General features: G+C 58.4%; 16 protein-coding genes and 1 pseudogene. 10 read left to right on the top strand and 7 right to left on the bottom strand.

Annotated features, from left to right (window positions below):
- Positions 1-66 precede the first annotated feature (66 nt).
- From ACMXYH_RS05200 to ACMXYH_RS05185, 4 genes are all read right to left on the bottom strand, one after another.
- Positions 67-816 (bottom strand): FadR/GntR family transcriptional regulator, encoded by a 750-nt coding sequence (locus ACMXYH_RS05200; RefSeq protein ID WP_046045828.1) that lies wholly within the window; start codon positions 814-816, stop codon positions 67-69.
- Positions 817-1004: 188 nt separating this feature from the next.
- The gene (locus ACMXYH_RS05195; RefSeq protein WP_129438527.1) at positions 1005-2732 is read right to left on the bottom strand and encodes an ABC transporter ATP-binding protein/permease; all 1728 of its coding nucleotides are present in this window, start codon (positions 2730-2732) and stop codon (positions 1005-1007) included.
- 97 nt (positions 2733-2829) lie between these two features.
- Positions 2830-3396 (bottom strand): response regulator transcription factor, encoded by a 567-nt coding sequence (locus ACMXYH_RS05190; RefSeq protein ID WP_008148925.1) that lies wholly within the window; start codon positions 3394-3396, stop codon positions 2830-2832.
- Positions 3389-4651 (bottom strand): ATP-binding protein, encoded by a 1263-nt coding sequence (locus tag ACMXYH_RS05185; RefSeq protein WP_046045825.1) that lies wholly within the window; start codon positions 4649-4651, stop codon positions 3389-3391. The genes ACMXYH_RS05190 and ACMXYH_RS05185 overlap by 8 nt, the downstream gene beginning before the upstream one ends.
- Positions 4652-5015: 364 nt before the next feature.
- Between ACMXYH_RS05185 and ACMXYH_RS05180 the strand changes: the two genes are divergently transcribed.
- Complete coding sequence (locus ACMXYH_RS05180) at positions 5016-5732, top strand: SIMPL domain-containing protein (protein ID WP_415766506.1); 717 nt, start codon at positions 5016-5018, stop codon at positions 5730-5732.
- Positions 5733-6042: 310 nt separating this feature from the next.
- Here the strand turns inward: ACMXYH_RS05180 and ACMXYH_RS05175 are convergent, their stop codons facing one another.
- Entirely contained in the window at positions 6043-6393 is a 351-nt protein-coding gene (locus tag ACMXYH_RS05175; RefSeq protein WP_129438533.1) for an NIPSNAP family protein, read from the bottom strand.
- Between the two features lie 145 nt (positions 6394-6538).
- On the opposite strand from ACMXYH_RS05175, the pseudogene ACMXYH_RS05170 reads away from it, so the two are divergent.
- The 9 genes and pseudogenes from ACMXYH_RS05170 to ACMXYH_RS05130 all read left to right on the top strand — a co-directional run.
- A pseudogene (locus ACMXYH_RS05170) lies at positions 6539-6859 on the top strand (ABC transporter substrate-binding protein); the annotation flags it as partial.
- Between the two features lie 259 nt (positions 6860-7118).
- Positions 7119-8744, top strand: coding sequence for an ABC transporter substrate-binding protein (locus ACMXYH_RS05165; protein ID WP_415766505.1), 1626 nt, complete (start codon positions 7119-7121; stop codon positions 8742-8744).
- Between the two features lie 308 nt (positions 8745-9052).
- The gene (locus ACMXYH_RS05160) at positions 9053-10654 is read left to right on the top strand and encodes an ABC transporter substrate-binding protein (protein WP_129438537.1); all 1602 of its coding nucleotides are present in this window, start codon (positions 9053-9055) and stop codon (positions 10652-10654) included.
- A gap of 174 nt (positions 10655-10828) precedes the next feature.
- Positions 10829-12247, top strand: coding sequence for an OprD family porin (locus ACMXYH_RS05155; RefSeq protein ID WP_415766504.1), 1419 nt, complete (start codon positions 10829-10831; stop codon positions 12245-12247).
- A 78-nt stretch (positions 12248-12325) separates the two neighbouring features.
- Complete coding sequence (locus ACMXYH_RS05150) at positions 12326-13921, top strand: ABC transporter substrate-binding protein (RefSeq protein ID WP_415766503.1); 1596 nt, start codon at positions 12326-12328, stop codon at positions 13919-13921.
- 72 nt (positions 13922-13993) lie between these two features.
- On the top strand, positions 13994-15004 hold the full coding sequence (locus ACMXYH_RS05145; protein WP_415766502.1) for an ABC transporter permease subunit: 1011 nt from the start codon (positions 13994-13996) through the stop codon (positions 15002-15004).
- Positions 15005-15017: 13 nt separating this feature from the next.
- Positions 15018-15929 carry an ABC transporter permease subunit gene (locus ACMXYH_RS05140; protein WP_046046053.1) on the top strand — a complete coding sequence of 304 codons (912 nt, stop codon included), beginning with the start codon at positions 15018-15020 and terminating at the stop codon, positions 15927-15929.
- Positions 15930-15939: 10 nt separating this feature from the next.
- Positions 15940-16908: an ABC transporter ATP-binding protein gene (locus ACMXYH_RS05135; protein ID WP_129438545.1), complete on the top strand. Its 969-nt coding sequence runs from the start codon at positions 15940-15942 to the stop codon at positions 16906-16908.
- Entirely contained in the window at positions 16908-17888 is a 981-nt protein-coding gene (locus tag ACMXYH_RS05130; RefSeq protein ID WP_415766501.1) for a peptide ABC transporter ATP-binding protein, read from the top strand. The genes ACMXYH_RS05135 and ACMXYH_RS05130 overlap by 1 nt, the downstream gene beginning before the upstream one ends.
- 188 nt (positions 17889-18076) lie before the next feature.
- Here the strand turns inward: ACMXYH_RS05130 and ACMXYH_RS05125 are convergent, their stop codons facing one another.
- Positions 18077-18334 (bottom strand): hypothetical protein, encoded by a 258-nt coding sequence (locus tag ACMXYH_RS05125; protein ID WP_415766500.1) that lies wholly within the window; start codon positions 18332-18334, stop codon positions 18077-18079.
- A 334-nt stretch (positions 18335-18668) separates the two neighbouring features.
- The gene (locus ACMXYH_RS05120; RefSeq protein ID WP_131062973.1) at positions 18669-20252 is read right to left on the bottom strand and encodes a peptide chain release factor 3; all 1584 of its coding nucleotides are present in this window, start codon (positions 20250-20252) and stop codon (positions 18669-18671) included.
- Positions 20253-20300 lie beyond the last annotated feature (48 nt).

Here is a 20300-nt window from a genome sequence, read left to right as displayed (position 1 = left end):
AGCTTGGTCCGGGCGGCGTTCCGACGATAGCGTCCTGTCAGGCAATGCATTACTCGACAGCAGAAACTACCCCCGCTGAGCTTCTGCCTCTTCATGGGCATGGCGCAACCGCTCACGGCTATTCGTCAAATGCAACCGCATCGCCGCCCGCGCCGCATCCGAATCCTGACGGGCAATCGCATCGTAAATTTCTTCGTGCTCTCGGCTCAGACGATTCATGTAGTGCTGTTGGTCGTCATGGGCCAGACGCGCGGAGTTGAGGCGCGTACGCGGAATGATGCTAGTGCCCAGGTGGGTCATGATGTCGGTGAAATAGCGGTTGCCCGTCGCCAGGGCGATTTGCAGGTGGAACTGGAAGTCGGACGCCACGGCATCGCTGGCATGGGAGACACTTTCATTCAACGCATCCAGCGCAGCTCGCATCAATGCCAGCTGCTCGGGGCTGCGGCGTTGCGCAGCAAGGCCGGCGGATTCCACTTCGAGGCTGATGCGCAGTTCCAGAATCGCCAGCACGTCACGCAGCGTGACCACGGTCGCCGGGTCGATACGGAAACCGCTCGGGCTTGGGGTGTCGAGCACAAAAGTACCGATGCCGTGGCGGGTTTCAACCTGCCCGGCCGCCTGCAAACGGGAAATCGCTTCGCGCACCACGGTGCGGCTGACGCCATGGGCATCCATGATCGCCGACTCGGTGGGCAACTTGTCGCCACGCTTGAGGTGACCGTCGCGGATCTGCTCGGACAGCACCGTCACCAGTTCCTGAGCGAGGCTGCGGCGCTTGCGAGGGAGGCGTGGTGCGTCGATCGGGTTTTCCATGGTGAACGTCTTTCTCGAAAGTTGCGGCTGAAACCGCATCATAGCTCAACGCGGTTGTACGATCACCGTCGGCGAACGCCGGCCCCTGTGGGAGCGAGCTTGCTCGCGATGGCGGAGTGTCAGACACCTTCATTCTGAATGTCAGACCGCCATCGCGAGCAAGCTCGCTCCCACAAGGGTTGTGGTGTTTATGCGGTCACGGTCTGGTCCACCAGATGCCCATTCTCGATACGAACATGCCGTGGATGGAAGCGCTTCAGGCTGCTGCGATGCCCGACGCTGACAATGCTCAACCCCGGAATCTCATCGATCAAGGCCTGATACAGCGACGCTTCGTCCTCCTCGTCCATCGCCGAGGTCGCTTCGTCCATGTACAGCCATTGCGGTGCATACAGCAGCGCACGAGCGAAGGCCAGGCGTTGCTGCTCACCCGGCGACAACATGCGCTGCCAGTGATTGGCTTCGTCCAGACGGGCAACGAGATGCGGTAAACGGCAGGCTTCCAGCACATGAACGTAGCGTTCGTGCGGATATGTATCGCCAGACTGTGGATAACTCAGCGCTTCACGCAACGTGCCAATCGGCAGATAGGGTTTTTGCGGCAGGAACAAATAACGCGCCGCCGGCAGACGAATGCTGCCGTGGCCAGCCGGCCACAGATGCCCCATCGCCCGCAGCAAGGTCGACTTGCCGCTGCCGGAACGGCCGCTGAGCATGACGCGCTCGCCCTCTTCCACAGTCATGTCGGCGCTGGTCAGCAGATGACGACCATCCGCCAGGTCGAGGCCGAGGTTGTGCATCTTCAACGCTGAACCTGAATTCTGCACGTCGATGGCCGGCGCCCGCTCTTCGTTGTCGGTCATGGCCTGGCGGAAACTCAGCAGTCGATCACAGGTGGCGCGCCACGCGGCGAGATTCTGATACGCACTGATAAACCAGCTGAAACTCTCCTGCACGTTGCCGAACGCCGAACTGATTTGCATCAGATCGCCGAGTTCGATCTTGCCAGCGAAGTAACGCGGTGCCGCGACCATGAACGGAAAGATGATAGCGGCCTGGCTATAACCGGCGGTGAAGAACGTCAGACGCTTGGACACCTTCATGATGTCCCAGAAGTTGTGCCAGACCATCCCGAAACGGTAGCTCAAGCGACGGTTTTCATTGGGCTCGCCGTTGTACAGCGCAATGCTTTCGGCGTTTTCGCGAATCCGCACCATGGAAAAACGCAGGTCGGCTTCGAAACGTTGTTGTTGGTTGTTCAAACCGATCAAGCGACGACCAATCAAATGCGTCAGCCAGCTGCCGATCACGGCATAGACCAGCACACACCAGAACATGTAGCCGGGAACGGTGAAACCGAACACTTCGATACTGCCCGACACGCCCCACAGAATGATCGAGAACGACACCAGGCTGACAATGTTGCGAAGCAAACCAATGCCCAGTTCCAGGGTGTTCGAGGTGAAGTTGTTGAGGTCTTCGGAAATCCGCTGGTCCGGGTTATCGGTGTAACCGCCCTGTTCCAGCTGGTAGTAATTCTTGTTGCCGAGCCAGCGGGCAAAATGCTTTTCGGTGAGCCAGGCTCGCCAGCGGATGGTCAGCATCTGGGTCAGATAGAGCCGGTAGACGGCACCGATGATTGCCACCGCCGCAATCCCGCAGAAATACAGGATCAGCCGCCAGAAGGCCGCCTCGTCCTTTTGTTGCAGGGCGTTGTAAAAATCCTTGTACCAGGTGTTGAACCACACCGAGATCCCCACGCTGACCAGCGACAGCGCGATCACAGCGATCAGCAACGTCCAGGCCTTGCCCTTCTCTTCACTGCGCCAGTAAGGCGTGATCATCGCCCAGACTTTGCGAAAAAACTGCCCGCGCACAGCATCGTTGACCGCGGAATATTCAGCGTTCTGATTCATGGATAAGGCTCGATAAAGAAAAGAACACACACGAACCGATCATAGATGATCGGTTCGGTTTGTCGCGAGGAGCGGCCCGCATTCGTTCAGCGCAGGTTCAGCGACGAACGGGACGCTTCTGCAGTTTGCGCTGCAGCGTGCGGCGGTGCATGCCCAGGGCGCGGGCAGTGGCGGAGATGTTGCCTTCGTGTTCGGTCAGCACGCGCTGGATGTGCTCCCACTGCAGGCGATCCACCGACATCGGGTTTTCCGGCACCAGCGTGTCGAGGTCGGCGTGCTCGGAGAGCAGCGCGGCCAACACGTCATCGGCGTCCGCCGGTTTGCACAGGTAATTGCAGGCGCCGCGCTTGATCGCCTCGACGGCGGTGGCGATGCTCGAATAACCGGTGAGGATTACCACGCGCATTTCCGGATCCAGCTCAAGCAGCTTGGGCAACAGCACCAGGCCGGAATCGCCGTCCATTTTCAGGTCCAGCGCGGCGTAGTCTGGCAGGTCAGCCTGAGCGATGGTCAGGCCTTCTTCGGCGGAACCGGCGGTGCTGACGCGAAAGCCGCGGCGGGCCATGGCACGGGCCATCACCCGGGTAAACGTTGCGTCGTCGTCGACCAGCAGCAAATGCGGCAGTTCTTCGCCTTCGCCTTCGACTTGGATCTCGTCACTCATGTTCGTCTCCTCGGGCGACACGGGGCAGGCGCAGCTCGGTGAGCGTGCCGCCTTCCTCATGACTGTAGAGTTTCACTGAGCCGCCGGCGCGTGTCACGCTGGCCTTGCTCAAAAACAGGCCCAGGCCGAAACCTTTGCCCTTGGTGGTAAAAAACGGCTTGCCGATCTGCTCGGCGATGGCCAGCGGCACACCGGCGCCGTGGTCGCGAATGCTGATGGTCAAATCCTCGGCATTCCAGTCCAGCGTCACTTGCAGCCCTTCGGGGCAAGCGTCGGCGGCGTTGTTGAGCAAATTCAGCAGCGCCTGGGTCAGGTCCGGTGGCGGCGCCATGCGCGGCACGGTGCCTTGGCCCAGTCGCTGGAAGCGATAACTGGCTTCCGGGCGCATCAGGTGCCAGCGGTTCAGCGCTTCGTCGAGCCAATCAGTGACGTCCTGCATCTCCACGGCCAAGCGGCGATTGGCCTCGGCGGCGCGCACCAGTTGCTGCAAGGTTTCCTTGCAGAGTTTGACCTGATCCTGCAGCACGCTCAGGTCGTCCTGCAACATCGGGTCGTGATGGTCCTGACGCATTTCCTTGAGCAACACGCTCATGGTCGCCAGTGGCGTGCCCAGTTCATGGGCCGCACCGGCGGCCTGGGTGGCGACGGCCAGCAGTTGCTGATCACGCAGGCCCTCTTCGCGACGGATGGCGCGCAGTTCTTCCTGACGGCGCAGCTCTTCGGCCATGCGTGCGGCGAAGAAGGTGATGACCGCCGCGGCCAGGGCGAAACTCAGCCACATCCCGTAAACCTGCAGGTTTTCCCGAGCGATCGGGAAGGTTTGCAGCGGATAGAAGCGGGCCAGCAGCAGGGTGTACATCGTCAACGCGATACCGGACAGAATCACCGAATAACGCCACGGCAAGGTCACGGCGGCGATGGTCAGCGGCACCAGGTAATAAGAGACGAAAGGGTTGGTCGAGCCGCCGGAGAAATACAGCAAGGCACTGTGGATAAACAGGTCGCAAGCCAGTTGCACGGCGTATTCGAGTTCGGTAACCGGCCATGAGGTGCGCAAGCGAATCGCCGTGAACGCGCACAGCAACATCGAGCAACCCAGGGTCGCGGCCAGTTGGAACCAAGGCAGCGGCAGCAAGTTGAGCCAGTAGGCCAGGCCCACGGAACCGGCCTGAGCGGCCAACACCAATGTACGGATGAACGTCAGCCGCCAGAGATTCTGGCGAGTTGCGGAAGTGATTTGAACGGGGGCGAGCATGAGCTCTCCTGATGAGCGCTCCAGGCGGATCGCACGGAGTATAACCAAGCACGGGGGCTGGCAGGCAAAAGTGCGGCAAACGGCCACAGCCTATTGGCCGACACACATCCCTTGTAGCAGCTGCCGAAGGCTGCGTTCGGCTGCGAAGCAGTCGCAGATCCGGTATCCGTGGTTTTCCTGAAGGAACGAAGCGTCGGATTTTACGACTGCTACGCAGCCGGACGCAGCCTTCGGCAGCTGCTACACAGGATCGCGTCGATCTGTATAGAAGTTGTAACTGTGCGAACCGGATCATAAAAGCTAGAGTCTGATGGTTTCACGCAGGCTCGGACCCTAACCCCTGCGCATCGTCCAAGGAGTTTTCATGCACAGTTTCCGCCGCAGCGCCGCCCTTCTTGCCCTTAGCGTTGGTACCGTCGCCAGCCTCCCGGCCCTGGCCGCCGACGAACTTCATTACAACCAGATCGCCCTGCGCGCCGAAGTCTGTCAGGAAGTGGCCCGCGACCTGATGATCGTGACCCTCTACACCGAAGAACAAAACAGCGACCCGGCCAAACTCGCCGCCGACGTCAGCACCACCATGAACAAAGCGCTGGCCCAGGCCAAACAGGTCAAAGACATCACCCTGCGCCAGGGCAGCCGCAACAGCTACCCGATCTACGACACCAAGGGCCAGAAAATCACCGGCTGGCGCGAACGCGCCGAACTGCGCCTGGAAAGCTCCGACTTCGCGGCACTGTCGAAGTTGACCGGCGAACTGCTCACCGACCTGAAAATGGGCGGCATGGACTTCGCCATCGCCACACCAACCCGCAAGGCCAGCGAAGATGCGCTGCTTAAAGAAGCCGTGACAGCCTTCAAGGCCCGTGCTCAATTGGCGACCGACGCGTTGGGTGGCAAGGGTTATAAGATCGTTAACCTGAACTTGAACAGCAACGGTTATCCACAGCCGTACATGCGTGGGCCGATGATGATGAAAGCCGCCGCCATGGACTCCGCACCAGTGACCCCGGAAGTTGAAGCCGGCACCAGCCAGGTCAGCATGACGGCGGAAGGAGCGATTGAAGTGTTGATGCAGTGATTCGATAACACGGACACAGAAACGGCGATCACCGAAGTGATCGCCGTTTTTTATTGCCTGGCGGAAGCTGGGGTGGGTCTGATGACTTTGTGGTGATTGATCCGCCGTCATCGCGAGCAGGCTCGCTCCCACATTTGATCTGTATCGTGCACACAATCCATGTACACACTCGATCCCTGTGGGGGCGAGCCTGCTTCGGGCGGCGTTGCGACGATGAACGCTAACGCGGTCTATACCGGATCGATGGTGTCCAGCACACGGTTCACCGACTACCCCGTGATTGTTAGTGAATGGCTACGCTGATTGAGCATCAGCCCTGGTTAGATTTACGGGAAGCTCTGATGGTATCAATCGCATCTTGAGTGAGCGCCATAACTGTCTTTGTACTGACTTCAATTCGGCTGATGATGCCTGCTCTCGGACCTTGCTTCCACTCAGTACTTGAGTAAAAAAGATCTTGAGAAGCTTGGCGATGGCTCTCGCTCTCATAGGAGCGAATCAAATGATAGCTATCATCGTCATGCAAAGAGCCGCCATAAGAAACGACATCCACACCCGCCTTTAAATGAAGCGGAACGCTTACTTCCTGCATTATTCGATGGAAATCCAGTCCTGATCCCGGTTTCAAGGTGTACATCAGGATTTCAACAACTCGAGTCATTCCAAATCTTCCATGTGGGATTTCAAGCTCCTGCCTTACGAGCATGCATCCCTCGCCTATATCTAACGAGGGATTTGTGCTCACTTACCTGCCGCCGACATGGACCTGAACAAAACGATCAAGAGCGTAGACAAAATCGACGACCATAGATGGCTGGACGGGCGACAACGGCGACCCGGACAACTGGCTCGGCGTGCTTTACAGCTGCGCCGCGGTGAAAGGTAGCAACTACGCCAAGTGGTGCGACCCGGCGTACGACAAATTGATTCAGCAAGCCAAAGTGTCCACTGACAAACAGCATCGGGTCAATTTGTACCAACAGGCACAACAAATCCTTAAACAACAAGTACCTATCACACCGATTGCGAACTCGACGGTGTTCCAGCCGCTGCGCAAGGAAGTGACCGACTTCAAGATCAGCCCGTTCGGCCTCACACCCTTCTATGGTGTGGGTATAAATAAGTAACACCTCGCTCCAACCGGGTGCGCCAGGCGCCCCGGCCGCCCTCTGTAGGTGCGCGATTTGCACTGGAAAAAACCTGCGCAAACGGTCAAATGCTCCTGAATTTATACATATGCGACATTAAGGTACGTTCGTGCCACTGTTTAAGACTTGTGGCCGCTCCGGATCTTGCAATGGGTATGGCCCCTGCATAAGTATCCGTAGGCACGACTCACGAGGTCGTCCTCTAATTCCAAAAATGACAACAAATCATGAGGCCACCATGCTTAAACACGCGGTCATTCCGTTTTTAGTCGGCGCAAGTTTGTTAGCTAGCGCACCTTTCGCCCAAGCGGCGACTAACCTGGTGTTTTGCTCCGAAGGGAGCCCGGCCGGTTTTGATCCTGGTCAGTACACCACCGGAACCGACTTCGACGCCTCTGCAGAAACCATGTTCAACCGTTTGACTCAGTTCGAACGTGGCGGCACCGCTGTCATTCCTGGTCTGACGACCAAGTGGGACATTTCCCCGGACGGCCTGACGTACACCTTCCACCTGCGTGAAGGCGTCAAGTTCCACACCACCCCGTACTTCAAGCCGACTCGTGAGTTCAACGCCGACGACGTGCTGTTCACCTTTAATCGCATGATTAACAAGGATGATCCGTTCCGTAAGGCGTACCCAACCGAATTCCCGTACTTCACCGACATGGGGATGGATACCAACATCACCAAGATCGATAAAGTCGACGACAAAACTGTCAAGTTCACCCTGAAAGACGTCGACGCCGCGTTCATCCAGAACATGGCCATGAGTTTCGCTTCCGTCCAGTCCGCCGAGTACGCCGCCCAGCTGCTGAAAGAAGGCAAAGCCGCCGACATCAACCAGAAGCCGGTCGGCACTGGCCCGTTCGTGTTCAAGAGCTACCAGAAAGACTCCAACATCCGTTACACCGGGAACAAGGACTACTGGAAGCCTGACGACGTCAAGATCGACAACCTGATCTTCGCCATCACCACCGACCCGTCGGTACGCATCCAGAAGCTGAAGAAGAACGAGTGCCAGATCACTCTGTTCCCACGTCCAGCCGACCTGAAGGCGCTGCAAGAAGACAAGACTCTGAAAGTGCCTAACCAGGCTGGTTTCAACTTGGGTTACATCGCCTACAACGTGATGGACAAGATCAAGGGCAGCGATCAGCCGAACCCGATGGCTCAACTGAAAGTGCGTCAGGCACTGGACATGGCCGTCAACAAGCAGCAGATCATCGACTCGGTTTACCAGGGTGCAGGTCAACTGGCGGTCAACGCCATGCCGCCAACCCAGTGGTCTTACGACACCACCATCAAAGATGCGCCGTACAACCCTGAGAAAGCCAAGGAGCTGCTCAAGGAAGCCGGCGTTAAGGAAGGCACCGAGATCAACCTGTGGGCGATGCCGGTGCAGCGTCCGTACAACCCGAACGCCAAGCTGATGGCTGAAATGCTGCAGTCCGACTGGGCCAAGGTTGGTATCAAGGCCAAGATCGTGACCTACGAGTGGGGCGAGTACATCAAGCGCTCCAAAGGCGGTGAAAACGGCGCGATGCTGATTGGCTGGAGCGGCGACAACGGTGACCCGGACAACTGGCTGAACGTGCTGTTCGGCTGCGATTCTCTGGAAGGCAACAACTTCTCCAAGTGGTGCGACAAGAAGTTTGACGGCATCGTGAAAGAAGCCAAGCACACGACCGATCAGTCCAAGCGCACCGAACTGTACAAACAGGCGCAACACGTCCTCAAAGATGCCGTTCCAATGACACCTATCGCTCACTCGACGGTGTTCCAACCCATGCGCGACAACGTGCAGGACTTCAAGATCAGCCCGTTTGGCTTGAACTCCTTCTACGGCGTCAGCGTCAGCAAATAAGGTTTTGCAGCGGCGACGTTTTTGACGTCGCCGTTGTTTTATCTGCCGAGAAAGTAGGAAACCACCTACATCCAATTCCGCTGAGTATTACAGCAGCGGCGTCGGACGCGTTGCCATTTCCTACGAGTCTTTAGGACTCTACGCATTTACTGCCAGGTCCGCGGCTCATACCGTCGGGATCTGACCAGTTCCTGCGTGGGCTCTCGGTTATTGCTGCCTGTCATGGCTTGTGATCAGTGATGCCTCCACGTCCCCGGACGGGACGGCAGTTCATTGAAAACACTTAGAGAAAGAGAAAAGGGAGCGTCATGCGCCATACCTTGGTTTTATCCGCATTGCTGGGCACCGGCCTGTTGGCCGCCACTTCCATCAGCCAGGCCGCCAATAACAGCCTGGTGTTCTGCTCCGAAGGCAGCCCTGCTGGCTTCGACACCGCGCAGTACACGACCGCGACCGACAATGACGCCGCCGAGCCGTTGTACAACCGACTGGCAGAGTTCGAAAAAGGCGCCACCAACGTCGTACCAGGCCTGGCCACTCGCTGGGATATTTCCGAGGACGGCCTCAAGTACACTTTTCACCTGCGCGAAGGGGTGAAATTTCACACAACCAAATACTTCACGCCCACCCGTGATTTCAACGCCGATGACGTGTTGTTCACGTTCAATCGCATGCTCGATCCGCAGCAACCTTTCCGTAAGGCTTATCCGACCGAGTTCCCGTATTTCAACGGGATGAGCCTGAACAAGAACATCGCCAAGGTCGAGAAGACCGGGCCTTTGACCGTGGTCATGACGCTCAACAGCGTGGACGCCGCGTTCATCCAGAACATCGCCATGAGCTTCGCCGCCATCCTGTCCGCCGAATACGCCGACAAACTGCTGGCGGTCGGCAAACCAAGCGATATTAATCAGAAGCCGATCGGCACCGGGCCGTTCGTGTTCAAGAGCTACCAGAAAGATTCCAACATCCGTTACACCGGCAACAAGCAGTACTGGGACCCGAGCCGGGTCAAGCTTGAGAACCTGATTTTCGCCATCAACACCGATGCCTCGGTGCGCGTGCAGAAGCTCAAGGCCAACGAGTGCCAGATCACCTTGCACCCGCGGCCTGCCGACGTGACCGCACTGAAGAACGACCCGACGCTCAAGCTCATCGAGAAGCCCGGTTTCAACCTCGGTTACATCGCCTACAACGTGCGCCACAAGCCTTTCGACCAGCTCGAAGTGCGCCAGGCGCTGGACATGGCGGTGAACAAGCAAGGGATTCTCAACGCGGTCTATCAAGGGGCCGGTCAACTGGCGGTCAATGCCATGCCGCCGACCCAATGGTCCTACGACGAGACCATCAAAGACGCCGCCTACAACCCGGAGAAAGCCAAGGAATTGCTCAAGGCTGCCGGCGTGAAGGAAGGCACAGAAATTACCCTCTGGGCCATGCCGGTCCAGCGCCCGTATAACCCCAACGCCAAGTTGATGGCCGAAATGCTCCAGGCTGACTGGGCGAAAATCGGCCTCAAAGTGAAGATCGTCAGCTACGAATGGGGCGAGTACATCAAGCGCACCAAGAATGGCGAACACGACATCAGCCTGATTGGCTGGACCGGTGACAACGGGGACCCGGACAACTGGCTCGGCACGCTTTATAGCTGCGACGCCATTGGCGGCAACAACTACTCCATGTGGTGTGATCCGGCTTACGACAAGCTGATCAAACAGGCCAAGGTCGTCACCGACCGCGACCAGCGCACCGTGCTTTACAAACAGGCGCAACAGTACCTCAAGCAGCAGGTGCCGATTACGCCAGTCGCCCACTCGACGGTTAACCAGCCGTTGAGCGCCAAAATCGAAGGATTCAAGGTGAGTCCTTTCGGTCGTAACGTGTTCTCGGGCGTCAGCATAGAAAAATAACCGATTAGCCAGAAACGCTGGGGGCGGATTTCGCCCTCACGCAAGCGTATTGCCGTAATTCGTCAATCCGACCTACAGCAAACGTTTGCGATGCCTTGAATGAGTTCTAAACCAAATAGCCGGATCACCAAAAAAAGACCGGCATTAAAAAAAGAAAGAAAGGAGCTTCACCCCATGAAACTGAGTAGCACCGCGTTACTGGCCTTGGCCATCAGCAGCGTAACCGCCTCGGCGTACGCAGAAACCCAGAGCCAGGCGTACACCCCGGTTACCGTGAAAGAGAAAAGCGCTCAGAGTGAAGCCACTGGCTTTGTCGAAGGCCAATCGATCACCGGGAGCACGCGTAACTGGTATGCAAACGAGCAACTGAAGCGTGGCGCCCATTTCAAGTACAACAAGAATGGTGTACCGACCGACACGGATCGTCGTATCAACTGGGTCCAGGGCACCATCATCAAGTACAACTCGGGCTTCACCGAGGGTACTGTCGGCTTCAGTACTGAAGTCGCGGCTTACAACGCCATCGCCCTGGACCGTGACCGCAAAGACCTTGCTTCCGCCAATGGTGGCGCACCACTGAACGGCGTTCGTGGTCTTGGCAACAACCGAACCCTGACCAAAGACGGCGGTGACGCCCAGGGTCAGTGGAGCAAACTGGGCCTGGCCAACGTCAAGGCGCGTTTCTCCAACACCACCCTGACCGCGGGTCGTCAAAACTTCAGCAGCCCACAGGTAGACGTCATCGGTAACCGTCCTCTGCCTTCTAGCTTCCAGGGTGTCACCCTGCACAGCGAAGAATTGGAGAACCTGTCGTTCGACCTCGGCACCTTCGATCGCAACTCACCGCGGACTGAAGAAAGCCAGCGTAAATTCCGCTCCGAATACGCCGACACCGTCATAGAAGCCGATCACGTGAACACCGCTGGTATCACTTACCAGCCGTTCGCGAGCCTGACCACCAGCCTGTGGGGCACCCAGGCCGAAGACTTGTGGAACCAATACTATTTCGGCGCCAGCCACGTATTGGGTGACAGTTCGGTACTGAGCCTGACCACCGGCCTGAACTACTACAAAACCGTCGACGAAGGCAAAAAGCTGCTGGGCGAAATCGACAACGACACGTACTCCCTGTCGCTCGGCCTGACCCACCAGGCCCACAGCCTGACCTTCTCGTACCAGGAAGTGAACGGTAACGAGTACTTCGACTACCTGCACGAAACCAACGGCATCTACCTGGCCAACTCCCTGCTGTCGGACTTCAACGGACCGAACGAGAAGTCCTTCCAGATCGCCTACGGCTTGAACATGGCCGAATACGGCGTGCCAGGCCTGAAGTTCAACATCTATCAGGCTCGCGGCTGGGGCATCGACGGTACTCACAACAAAGGCGGCGCCTACGCCAGCGTGCAGGCGATGGACGGCGAGCACCATTACGAGTACGGCATCGGTACTTCGTACGCAGTGCAGAGCGGCCCATTCAAAGCCACCACTGTTCGCGCGACTTACACCACACACCGTGCCAGCGAAGAACAAGCTGATGGCAACATCAACGAGTTCCGTCTCGTGACCACCATTCCGTTCAAGGTTTTGTAAAAACGCCAACCGGCGGCTGACTCATGACGAGTCGGCCGTTTCGGTTTTTTCGCTTAACCGATTGCAGAGGGTTCTTTGATGAAAATGCTTCCCCTACGTGCGGCCATCGCGGCCGCGTTGCTGAGTGTCGCTGTTGGCGTCTCGGCCAAACCCCTGGTGGTCTGCACCGAAGCCAGTCCGGAAGGCTTCGATATGGTCCAGTACACGACTGCAGTCACAGCCGATGCGGTGGCCGAAACCATCTTCAATCGTCTGGCGGACTTCAAGCCCGGCACCACTGAAGTGATTCCGGCACTGGCCGATTCCTGGGACATCAGTGAGGACGGTCTGACCTACACGTTCCACCTGCGCAAAGGTGTCAAGTTTCACACCACCGAATACTTCAAGCCGACCCGCGACATGAACGCCGACGACGTGGTCTGGAGCTTCCAGCGTCAGCTGGACCCGAATCACCCGTGGCACAAACTGTCGAGCGTAGGCTTCCCGTACTTTGAAAGCATGGGCTTCAAGGAACTGCTCAAAAGTGTCGAGAAGATCGACGACAACACGGTCACCTTCACCCTGACCCGCCGCGAAGCGCCGTTCCTGGCCGACATCGCCATGGCCTTCTCCTCGATCTACTCCGCCGAGTATGCCGACCAACTGCTCAAGGCCGACAAGACCGGCGACCTGAATAACAAACCGGTCGGTACCGGCCCGTTCATCTTCCAGCGTTATGCCAAGGATGCTCAGGTCCGCTTCAAGGCCAACCCGGATTACTTCCGTGGCAAGCCACCGGCTGATTCGTTGATTCTGGCCATCGCCACCGACAACAACGTACGCCTGCAAAAACTGAAAGCCAACGAATGCCAGATTGCGCTGTATCCCAAGCCAGATGACATTCCGAGCATCAAGAAAGACGCCAAACTGAGTGTCGATGAACTGAACGCGATGACCGTCTCGTACATCGCCATGAACACCTCGCACAAGTACATGAGCGATGTTCGCGTACGTAAAGCTATCGATATCGCCTTCGACAAGGCCGCATACGTCAACGCGCTGTTTGGCAAAGGCAATGCGACCGTGGCGGTCAATCCGTACCCGGACACCTTGCTGGGCTACAACCACGACCTGAAGAATCCGCCACGTGATCTGGACAAGGCTCGCGCCCTGCTCAAGGAAGCCGGCGTGCCGGATGGCACCACGTTCACCCTGTTCACCCGTAACGGCGGCGGTCCAACCAACCCGAACCCGATGCTCGGCGCGCAGATGATGCAGGCGGACCTGGCCAAGGTCGGGATCAAGGTCGATATTCGCGTCATGGAATGGGGCGAAATGCTCAAACGCGCGAAAAACGGCGAGCACGACATGGTGTCTGCCGGATGGGCCGGCGATAACGGCGACCCGGATAACTTCCTGACGCCTATGCTCAGTTGCGAGGCCGCCAAAAACGGCGAAAACTACGCACGCTGGTGCAATGAAAAGTTCCAGGCGCTGATCGACGAAGCAAGGGCTAAAGTAAACCCGGCGGAACGTGCAGCGCTCTATGAGCAAGCCCAAGAAGTCTTTAACCAGGACCAACCTTGGATCAGCATGGCCCACACCCGTATGTTCACCGCAATGCGCAACAACGTAGAGGGCTATCACATTAGCCCGCTCACCACTAATAACTTCGCCACCACCCAGGTGAAGTAGATAAGAAACTACCGGCATTCCTGACCCAGGAATGCCGGGCACGCCTAACCGGCTGATGAGGTACACCACAAGATGTTTAGTTTTATTGCCCGCCGATTGGGGTTATTGATCCCCACGTTCTTCGGCATCACCTTGCTGACTTTCGCGTTGATTCGCATGATTCCTGGCGACCCCGTGGAAGTAATGATGGGCGAACGTCGAGTCGACCCCGAAATGCATGCTCAGGCAATGGAACGCCTAGGTCTGAACAAACCCCTGTATGCCCAATACCTGGATTACATCGGCAAGTTGGCCCACGGCGACCTTGGCCAATCCCTGCGTACCCGTGAAAGCGTCTGGACCGAATTCACGTCTCTATTCCCCGCGACCCTGGAACTGTCCACGGCCGCCCTGTTGTTCGCCGGCGTCCTGGGCCTTCTGGCCGGGGTGATCGCGGCACTCAAGCGAGGATCCCTGTTCGACCATGGGGTGATGGGCATCTCCCTGGCGGGATACTCGATGCCGATCTTCTGGTGGGGCCTGATCCTGATCATGTTCTTCTCGGTGTCCCTGGGCTGGACCCCGGTGTCCGGGCGGATCGACCTGCTCTACGACATCGAGCCGCGGACTGGCTTCATGCTTATCGACACGCTGCTGGCCGATGACGTCGGTGCGTTCTTCGATGCCCTGCATCACCTGATCCTGCCGGCCATTGTGCTCGGCACCATCCCGCTGGCAGTGATCGCGCGGATGACCCGTTCTTCGATGCTCGAAGTGCTGCGTGAAGACTACATCCGTACCGCCCGCGCCAAAGGCCTGTCGCCGTCGCGCGTGGTGTTCGTTCACGGCCTGCGTAACGCGCTGATTCCGGTACTGACCGTGGTCGGCCTGCAAGTCGGCACATTGCTGGCCGGTGCGGTCCTGACCGAAACCATCTTCTCCTGGCCCGGCATCGGCAAATGGCTGATCGAAGCCATTGGCGCACGGGATTATCCCGTGGTGCAGAACGGCATCCTGTTAATCGCCTGCCTGGTGATTCTGGTCAACTTCGTGGTGGACATCCTCTACGGCTTTGCCAACCCACGCATTCGTCACCAGCGCTGAGATCATTATGACCATGACCACTTCAATTCCAGCGGTAGCAGTCGATCAAAGCCTGCTGTATCCGTCTCCATACAAAGAATTCTGGCAAGCGTTCTCCAAGAACAAAGGCGCCGTCGCCGGCCTGCTGTTCATGCTGCTAGTGATTTTCTGCGCGCTATTCGCCCCTTGGGTAGCACCGCACAACCCGAGCGAGCAATACCGCGACTTCCTGCTGACCCCGCCGTCCTGGCTGGAAGGTGGGCAAATCCAGTTCCTGCTCGGCACCGATGAGCTGGGTCGCGACCTGCTGTCACGACTGATCCACGGTTCGCGCCTGTCCCTGCTGATCGGCTTGTCGTCGGTGGTGATGTCGCTGATTCCGGGCATCCTTTTGGGTCTGTTCGCCGGGTTCTTCCCGCGCTTGCTCGGTCCGACCATCATGCGTCTGATGGACATCATGCTGGCCCTGCCGTCCCTGCTGCTGGCGGTGGCGATTGTCGCCATCCTCGGCCCTGGCCTGATCAACACCATTATTGCCATCGCCGTGGTTTCGTTGCCGTCCTATGTTCGTCTGACCCGCGCCGCGGTGATGGGCGAACTGAACCGCGACTACGTGACCGCCGCGCGCCTGGCCGGTGCCAATCTGCCACGCCTGATGTTCGTCACCGTGCTGCCCAACTGCATGGCGCCGCTGATCGTTCAGGCCACCCTGAGTTTCTCCTCGGCGATTCTCGATGCCGCCGCACTGGGCTTCCTCGGCCTTGGCGTTCAACCGCCAACCCCTGAGTGGGGCACCATGCTGGCTTCGGCTCGCGACTACATCGAACGCGCCTGGTGGGTGGTAAGTCTGCCTGGTTTGACCATTTTGCTCAGCGTGCTGGCAATCAACTTGATGGGCGACGGCCTGCGCGATGCGCTGGACCCGAAACTCAAGAACGCCGCCTGAGGAGATTCAAATGTCACTGTTAGAAATCAAGAATCTCAACGTTCGCTTCGGCGACAAGAACGCCGTTCCGGTGGTCGACGGTCTCGACATTACCGTGGACAAGGGCGAAGTTCTGGCCATCGTTGGCGAATCGGGTTCCGGCAAGTCCGTGACCATGATGGCGCTGATGGGCCTGATCGAACATCCGGGGATCGTCACCGCCGACGCCCTGAATTTCGACGGCAAGAACATGCTCAAACTGAGCAACCGTCAGCGTCGGCAGATTGTCGGCAAAGACCTGGCGATGGTTTTCCAGGACCCGATGACCGCGCTGAACCCGAGCTACACCGTCGGTTTCCAGATCGAAGAAGTGCTGCGCCTGCACCTGAAAATGTCCGGCAAGCAAGCCCGCGCACGCGCCATCGAACTGCTGGAAAAAGTTGAAATCCCGGGTGCCGCCAGCCGTATGGATGCTTACCCGCATCAACTGTCCGGTGGTATGAGCCAGCGTGTTGCGATTGCCATGGCGATTGCCGGTGAGCCGAAACTGCTGATCGCCGACGAACCGACCACCGCACTGGACGTAACGATTCAGGCACAGATCATGGACCTGCTGTTGGCCCTGCAGAAAGAGCAGAACATGGGCCTGGTGCTGATTACTCACGACCTCGCGGTCGTGGCTGAAACCGCTCAGCGCGTGTGCGTGATGTACGCCGGCCAAGCGGTCGAAGTGGGTCAGGTGCCTCAGCTGTTCGACATTCCGGCGCACCCGTACAGCGAAGCGCTGCTCAAGGCGATTCCGGAACACAGCCTGGGCGCCACGCGCCTGGCGACGCTGCCGGGCATCGTTCCCGGTCGTTATGACCGTCCGCAGGGTTGCCTGCTGTCGCCGCGTTGCCCGTACGTGCAGGATACCTGCCGTCAGCAACGTCCAACCCTTGACCCGAAAAGCAACAGCCTCGCCCGCTGCTTCTACCCGCTGAATCAGGAGGTGGCGTAATGGCCGTCGTACTTACCGCCCGCGACCTGACCCGTCACTACGAAGTGTCCCGTGGCCTGTTCAAGGGCCATGCGACCGTACGCGCGCTTAACGGTGTGTCGTTCGAACTGGAAGCCGGCAAGACCCTCGCTGTCGTCGGCGAATCGGGCTGCGGCAAATCCACCCTGGCCCGCGCCCTGACGCTGATCGAAGAACCGTCCTCCGGTTCCTTGAAAATCGCCGGGCAGGAAGTCACCGGCGCTGACAAGGCCCAGCGCAAGCAACTGCGCAAAGACGTGCAGATGGTGTTCCAGAGCCCGTACGCATCGTTGAACCCACGGCAAAAAGTCGGTGATCAACTGGCCGAGCCGCTGCTGATCAACACCAACCTGTCGGCTGCTGAACGTCGCGAGAAAGTCCAGGCGATGATGAAGCAGGTGGGCTTGCGCCCTGAGCACTACCAGCGTTATCCGCACATGTTCTCCGGTGGTCAGCGCCAGCGGATCGCCCTGGCCCGCGCGATGATGTTGCAGCCTAAAGTGCTGGTAGCGGATGAACCGACCTCGGCGCTGGACGTGTCCATTCAGGCGCAGGTGCTGAACCTGTTCATGGACTTGCAGCAAGAGTTCAACACCGCCTACGTGTTCATCTCCCACAACCTGGCGGTGGTGCAACACGTCGCCGATGACGTGATGGTGATGTACCTCGGTCGCCCGGTGGAAATGGGCCCGAAGAACGACATCTACGAGCGTCCTCTGCACCCGTACACCCAGGCGTTGCTGTCGGCCACCCCGACCATTCACCCGGACCCGAACAAGCCAAAAATCAAGATCGTCGGCGAATTGCCCAACCCGCTGAACCCGCCGTCGGGTTGCGCATTCCACAAGCGCTGCCCGTATGCCACTGAGCGTTGCAGCACTGAAGAGCCGGCCCTGCGTCTGCTCGACACCCGCCAGGTGGCTTGCCACTACGCCGAGCAGTTTCTCGACAGCGCGGCATAAAAATGTGGGAGCGGCGGTGCGGCGATCCGACTTGCTCGCGAAGAGGGAGTGTCAGTCACCATTAATGTGCCAGACATACCGCTTTCGCGAGCAAGCCCGCTCCCACAGGGATACATGACCTGTTCAATAGCCCCTTCTGCTTCGATTGCGCATCAATCGGTCAGAAGGGGTTTTCTTTTGGCTGTTATTTAAGCCCCTTCATCCTCGTCGGGGTCCGGTTCGTCGGTGGTCGAGTCGTCATCGCCCGCGCTGCCACCCTGATCTTGATCGCCCGGCTCCGATTTGGATTTGGCGATCATCAGGGCAGTGTGCGTCACCTGCCCGCTCGAGGCCTGCTCACCGTGGTCCGGGCACTCCGCCCACGCTGCCGACATGCCAACCGACATGCCAACCGACAGCATCACCAAAACCTTAAGCAACAGCACAATGCGTTGAAAAATGCTCATAGCCGAATCCATCCTGCATAAGTGAAGCGTGGGTGTCTGTGTGGCACTGAATGAAATTTAGTTCCGATCAGCGCGGTTCTCCAGATAGGACGCTAACGAATGGACGGAATGCCATTGGCAGGGAGATTGGTTTTGAATAAGGGTTATCTCCAAACCAACTAACAGCGATGATCCCTGTGGGAGCGGGCTTGCTCGCGAAGGCGGTCTATCAGCCAACATTGATGTCGACTGACACTCCGCCTTCGCGAGCAAGCCCGCTCCCACATGAGACCGCGTTGGCAATAAAAAACCCCGGGGCTCACGCATCGGGGTTTCCGGTTTCTCAGCTCAGAGCTTAGTGATGCTCACGCGTCGCACGGAATTTCACGTCCGGCCAGCGCTCTTCCATTAACGCCAGGTTGACCCGCGTCGGGGCCAGGTAGGTCAGGTGACCACCGCCGTCGATGGCGAGGTTTTCCACAGCCTTGATCTGGAATTCTTCGAGCTTCTTCTTATCGCTGCAATCGATCCAGCGCGCGGAATAGACCGTAATCGGCTCATAAGAGCACTCGACCTTGTATTCCTCTTTCAAACGGCTGGCGACCACATCGAACTGCAGCACACCGACGGCGCCGAGGATGATGTCGTTGCTGCGCGTCGGGAAGAACACTTGGGTCGCGCCCTCTTCCGCCAATTGCTGCAGACCCTGGCGCAGTTGCTTGGATTTCAGCGGATCGCGCAGGCGCACGCGACGGAACAGTTCCGGGGCGAAGTGCGGGATACCGGTGAAGCCCAGGACTTCGCCTTCGGTGAAGGTGTCGCCGATCTGGATGGTGCCGTGGTTATGCAAACCGATGATGTCGCCGGCAAACGCTTCTTCCAGTTGCTCGCGCTCGGAGGAGAAGAAGGTCAGCGCATCGCCGATCCGCACGTCTTTGCCGGTGCGCACGTGGCGCATCTTCATGCCTTTTTCGTACTTGCCGGAGCAGATACGCATGAAGGCGATACGGTCGCGGTGTTTCGGGTCCATGTTCGCCTGGATCTTGAACACAAAGCCGGCGAACTTCTCTTCAACCGGCTCCACGGTGCGCTCGTTGGCGACACGGGCCAACGGTTTCGGCGCCCAGTTGACCACGGCGTCGAGCACGTGATCGACACCGAAGTTGCCCAGTGCAGTACCGAAGAACACCGGGGTCAGTTGGCCGTCGAGGAATTCCTGTTGATTGAATTCGTGACAGGCGCCCTGCACCAGTTCCAGCTGATCGACGAAGCGATCGTACTCGTCGCCCAAGTGTGCGCGAGCTTCATCGGAGTCGAGCTTCTCGATGATTTTCACATCGGTGCGCTCGTGGCCGTGGCCCGCGGTGTACACGATGATGTAGTCGTCGGCGAGGTGATAAACGCCCTTGAAGTCGCGGTAGCAACCGATCGGCCAGGTGATCGGCGCTGCCTTGATCTTCAGGACCGCTTCGATTTCGTCGAGCAGTTCGATCGGGTCGCGGATGTCACGGTCGAGTTTGTTGATGAAGCTGACGATCGGCGTGTCACGCAGACGGCAGACGTCCATCAGCGCGATAGTGCGTGGCTCTACACCCTTACCGCCGTCGAGGACCATCAAGGCCGAGTCCACCGCCGTCAGGGTGCGGTAGGTATCTTCGGAGAAGTCTTCGTGGCCCGGGGTATCGAGCAGGTTGATCATGTGGTCGCGATACGGGAACTGCATGACCGACGTGGTAATGGAAATACCCCGTTGTTTTTCCATTTCCATCCAGTCGGAGGTGGCATGGCGGTCAGACTTGCGAGATTTCACCGTGCCAGCAATCGCAATCGCCTTGCCCATCAGCAAGAGCTTCTCGGTGATGGTGGTTTTACCGGCATCGGGGTGGGAAATAATGGCGAAAGTGCGGCGTTTCGCGACTTCGGCGGCCTGTTTGGTCATGGGAAATCGCCTGGCAGGTGATTCAAAAAAGGGCGGCGAGTATAGCTT

Source organism: Pseudomonas frigoris, from assembly GCF_047758635.1.
In the GTDB taxonomy this organism is placed as follows: domain Bacteria; phylum Pseudomonadota; class Gammaproteobacteria; order Pseudomonadales; family Pseudomonadaceae; genus Aquipseudomonas; species Aquipseudomonas frigoris.
Note: the sequence above shows the minus strand (reverse complement) of the source record. Positions and strands in the feature narration are given on the sequence as shown.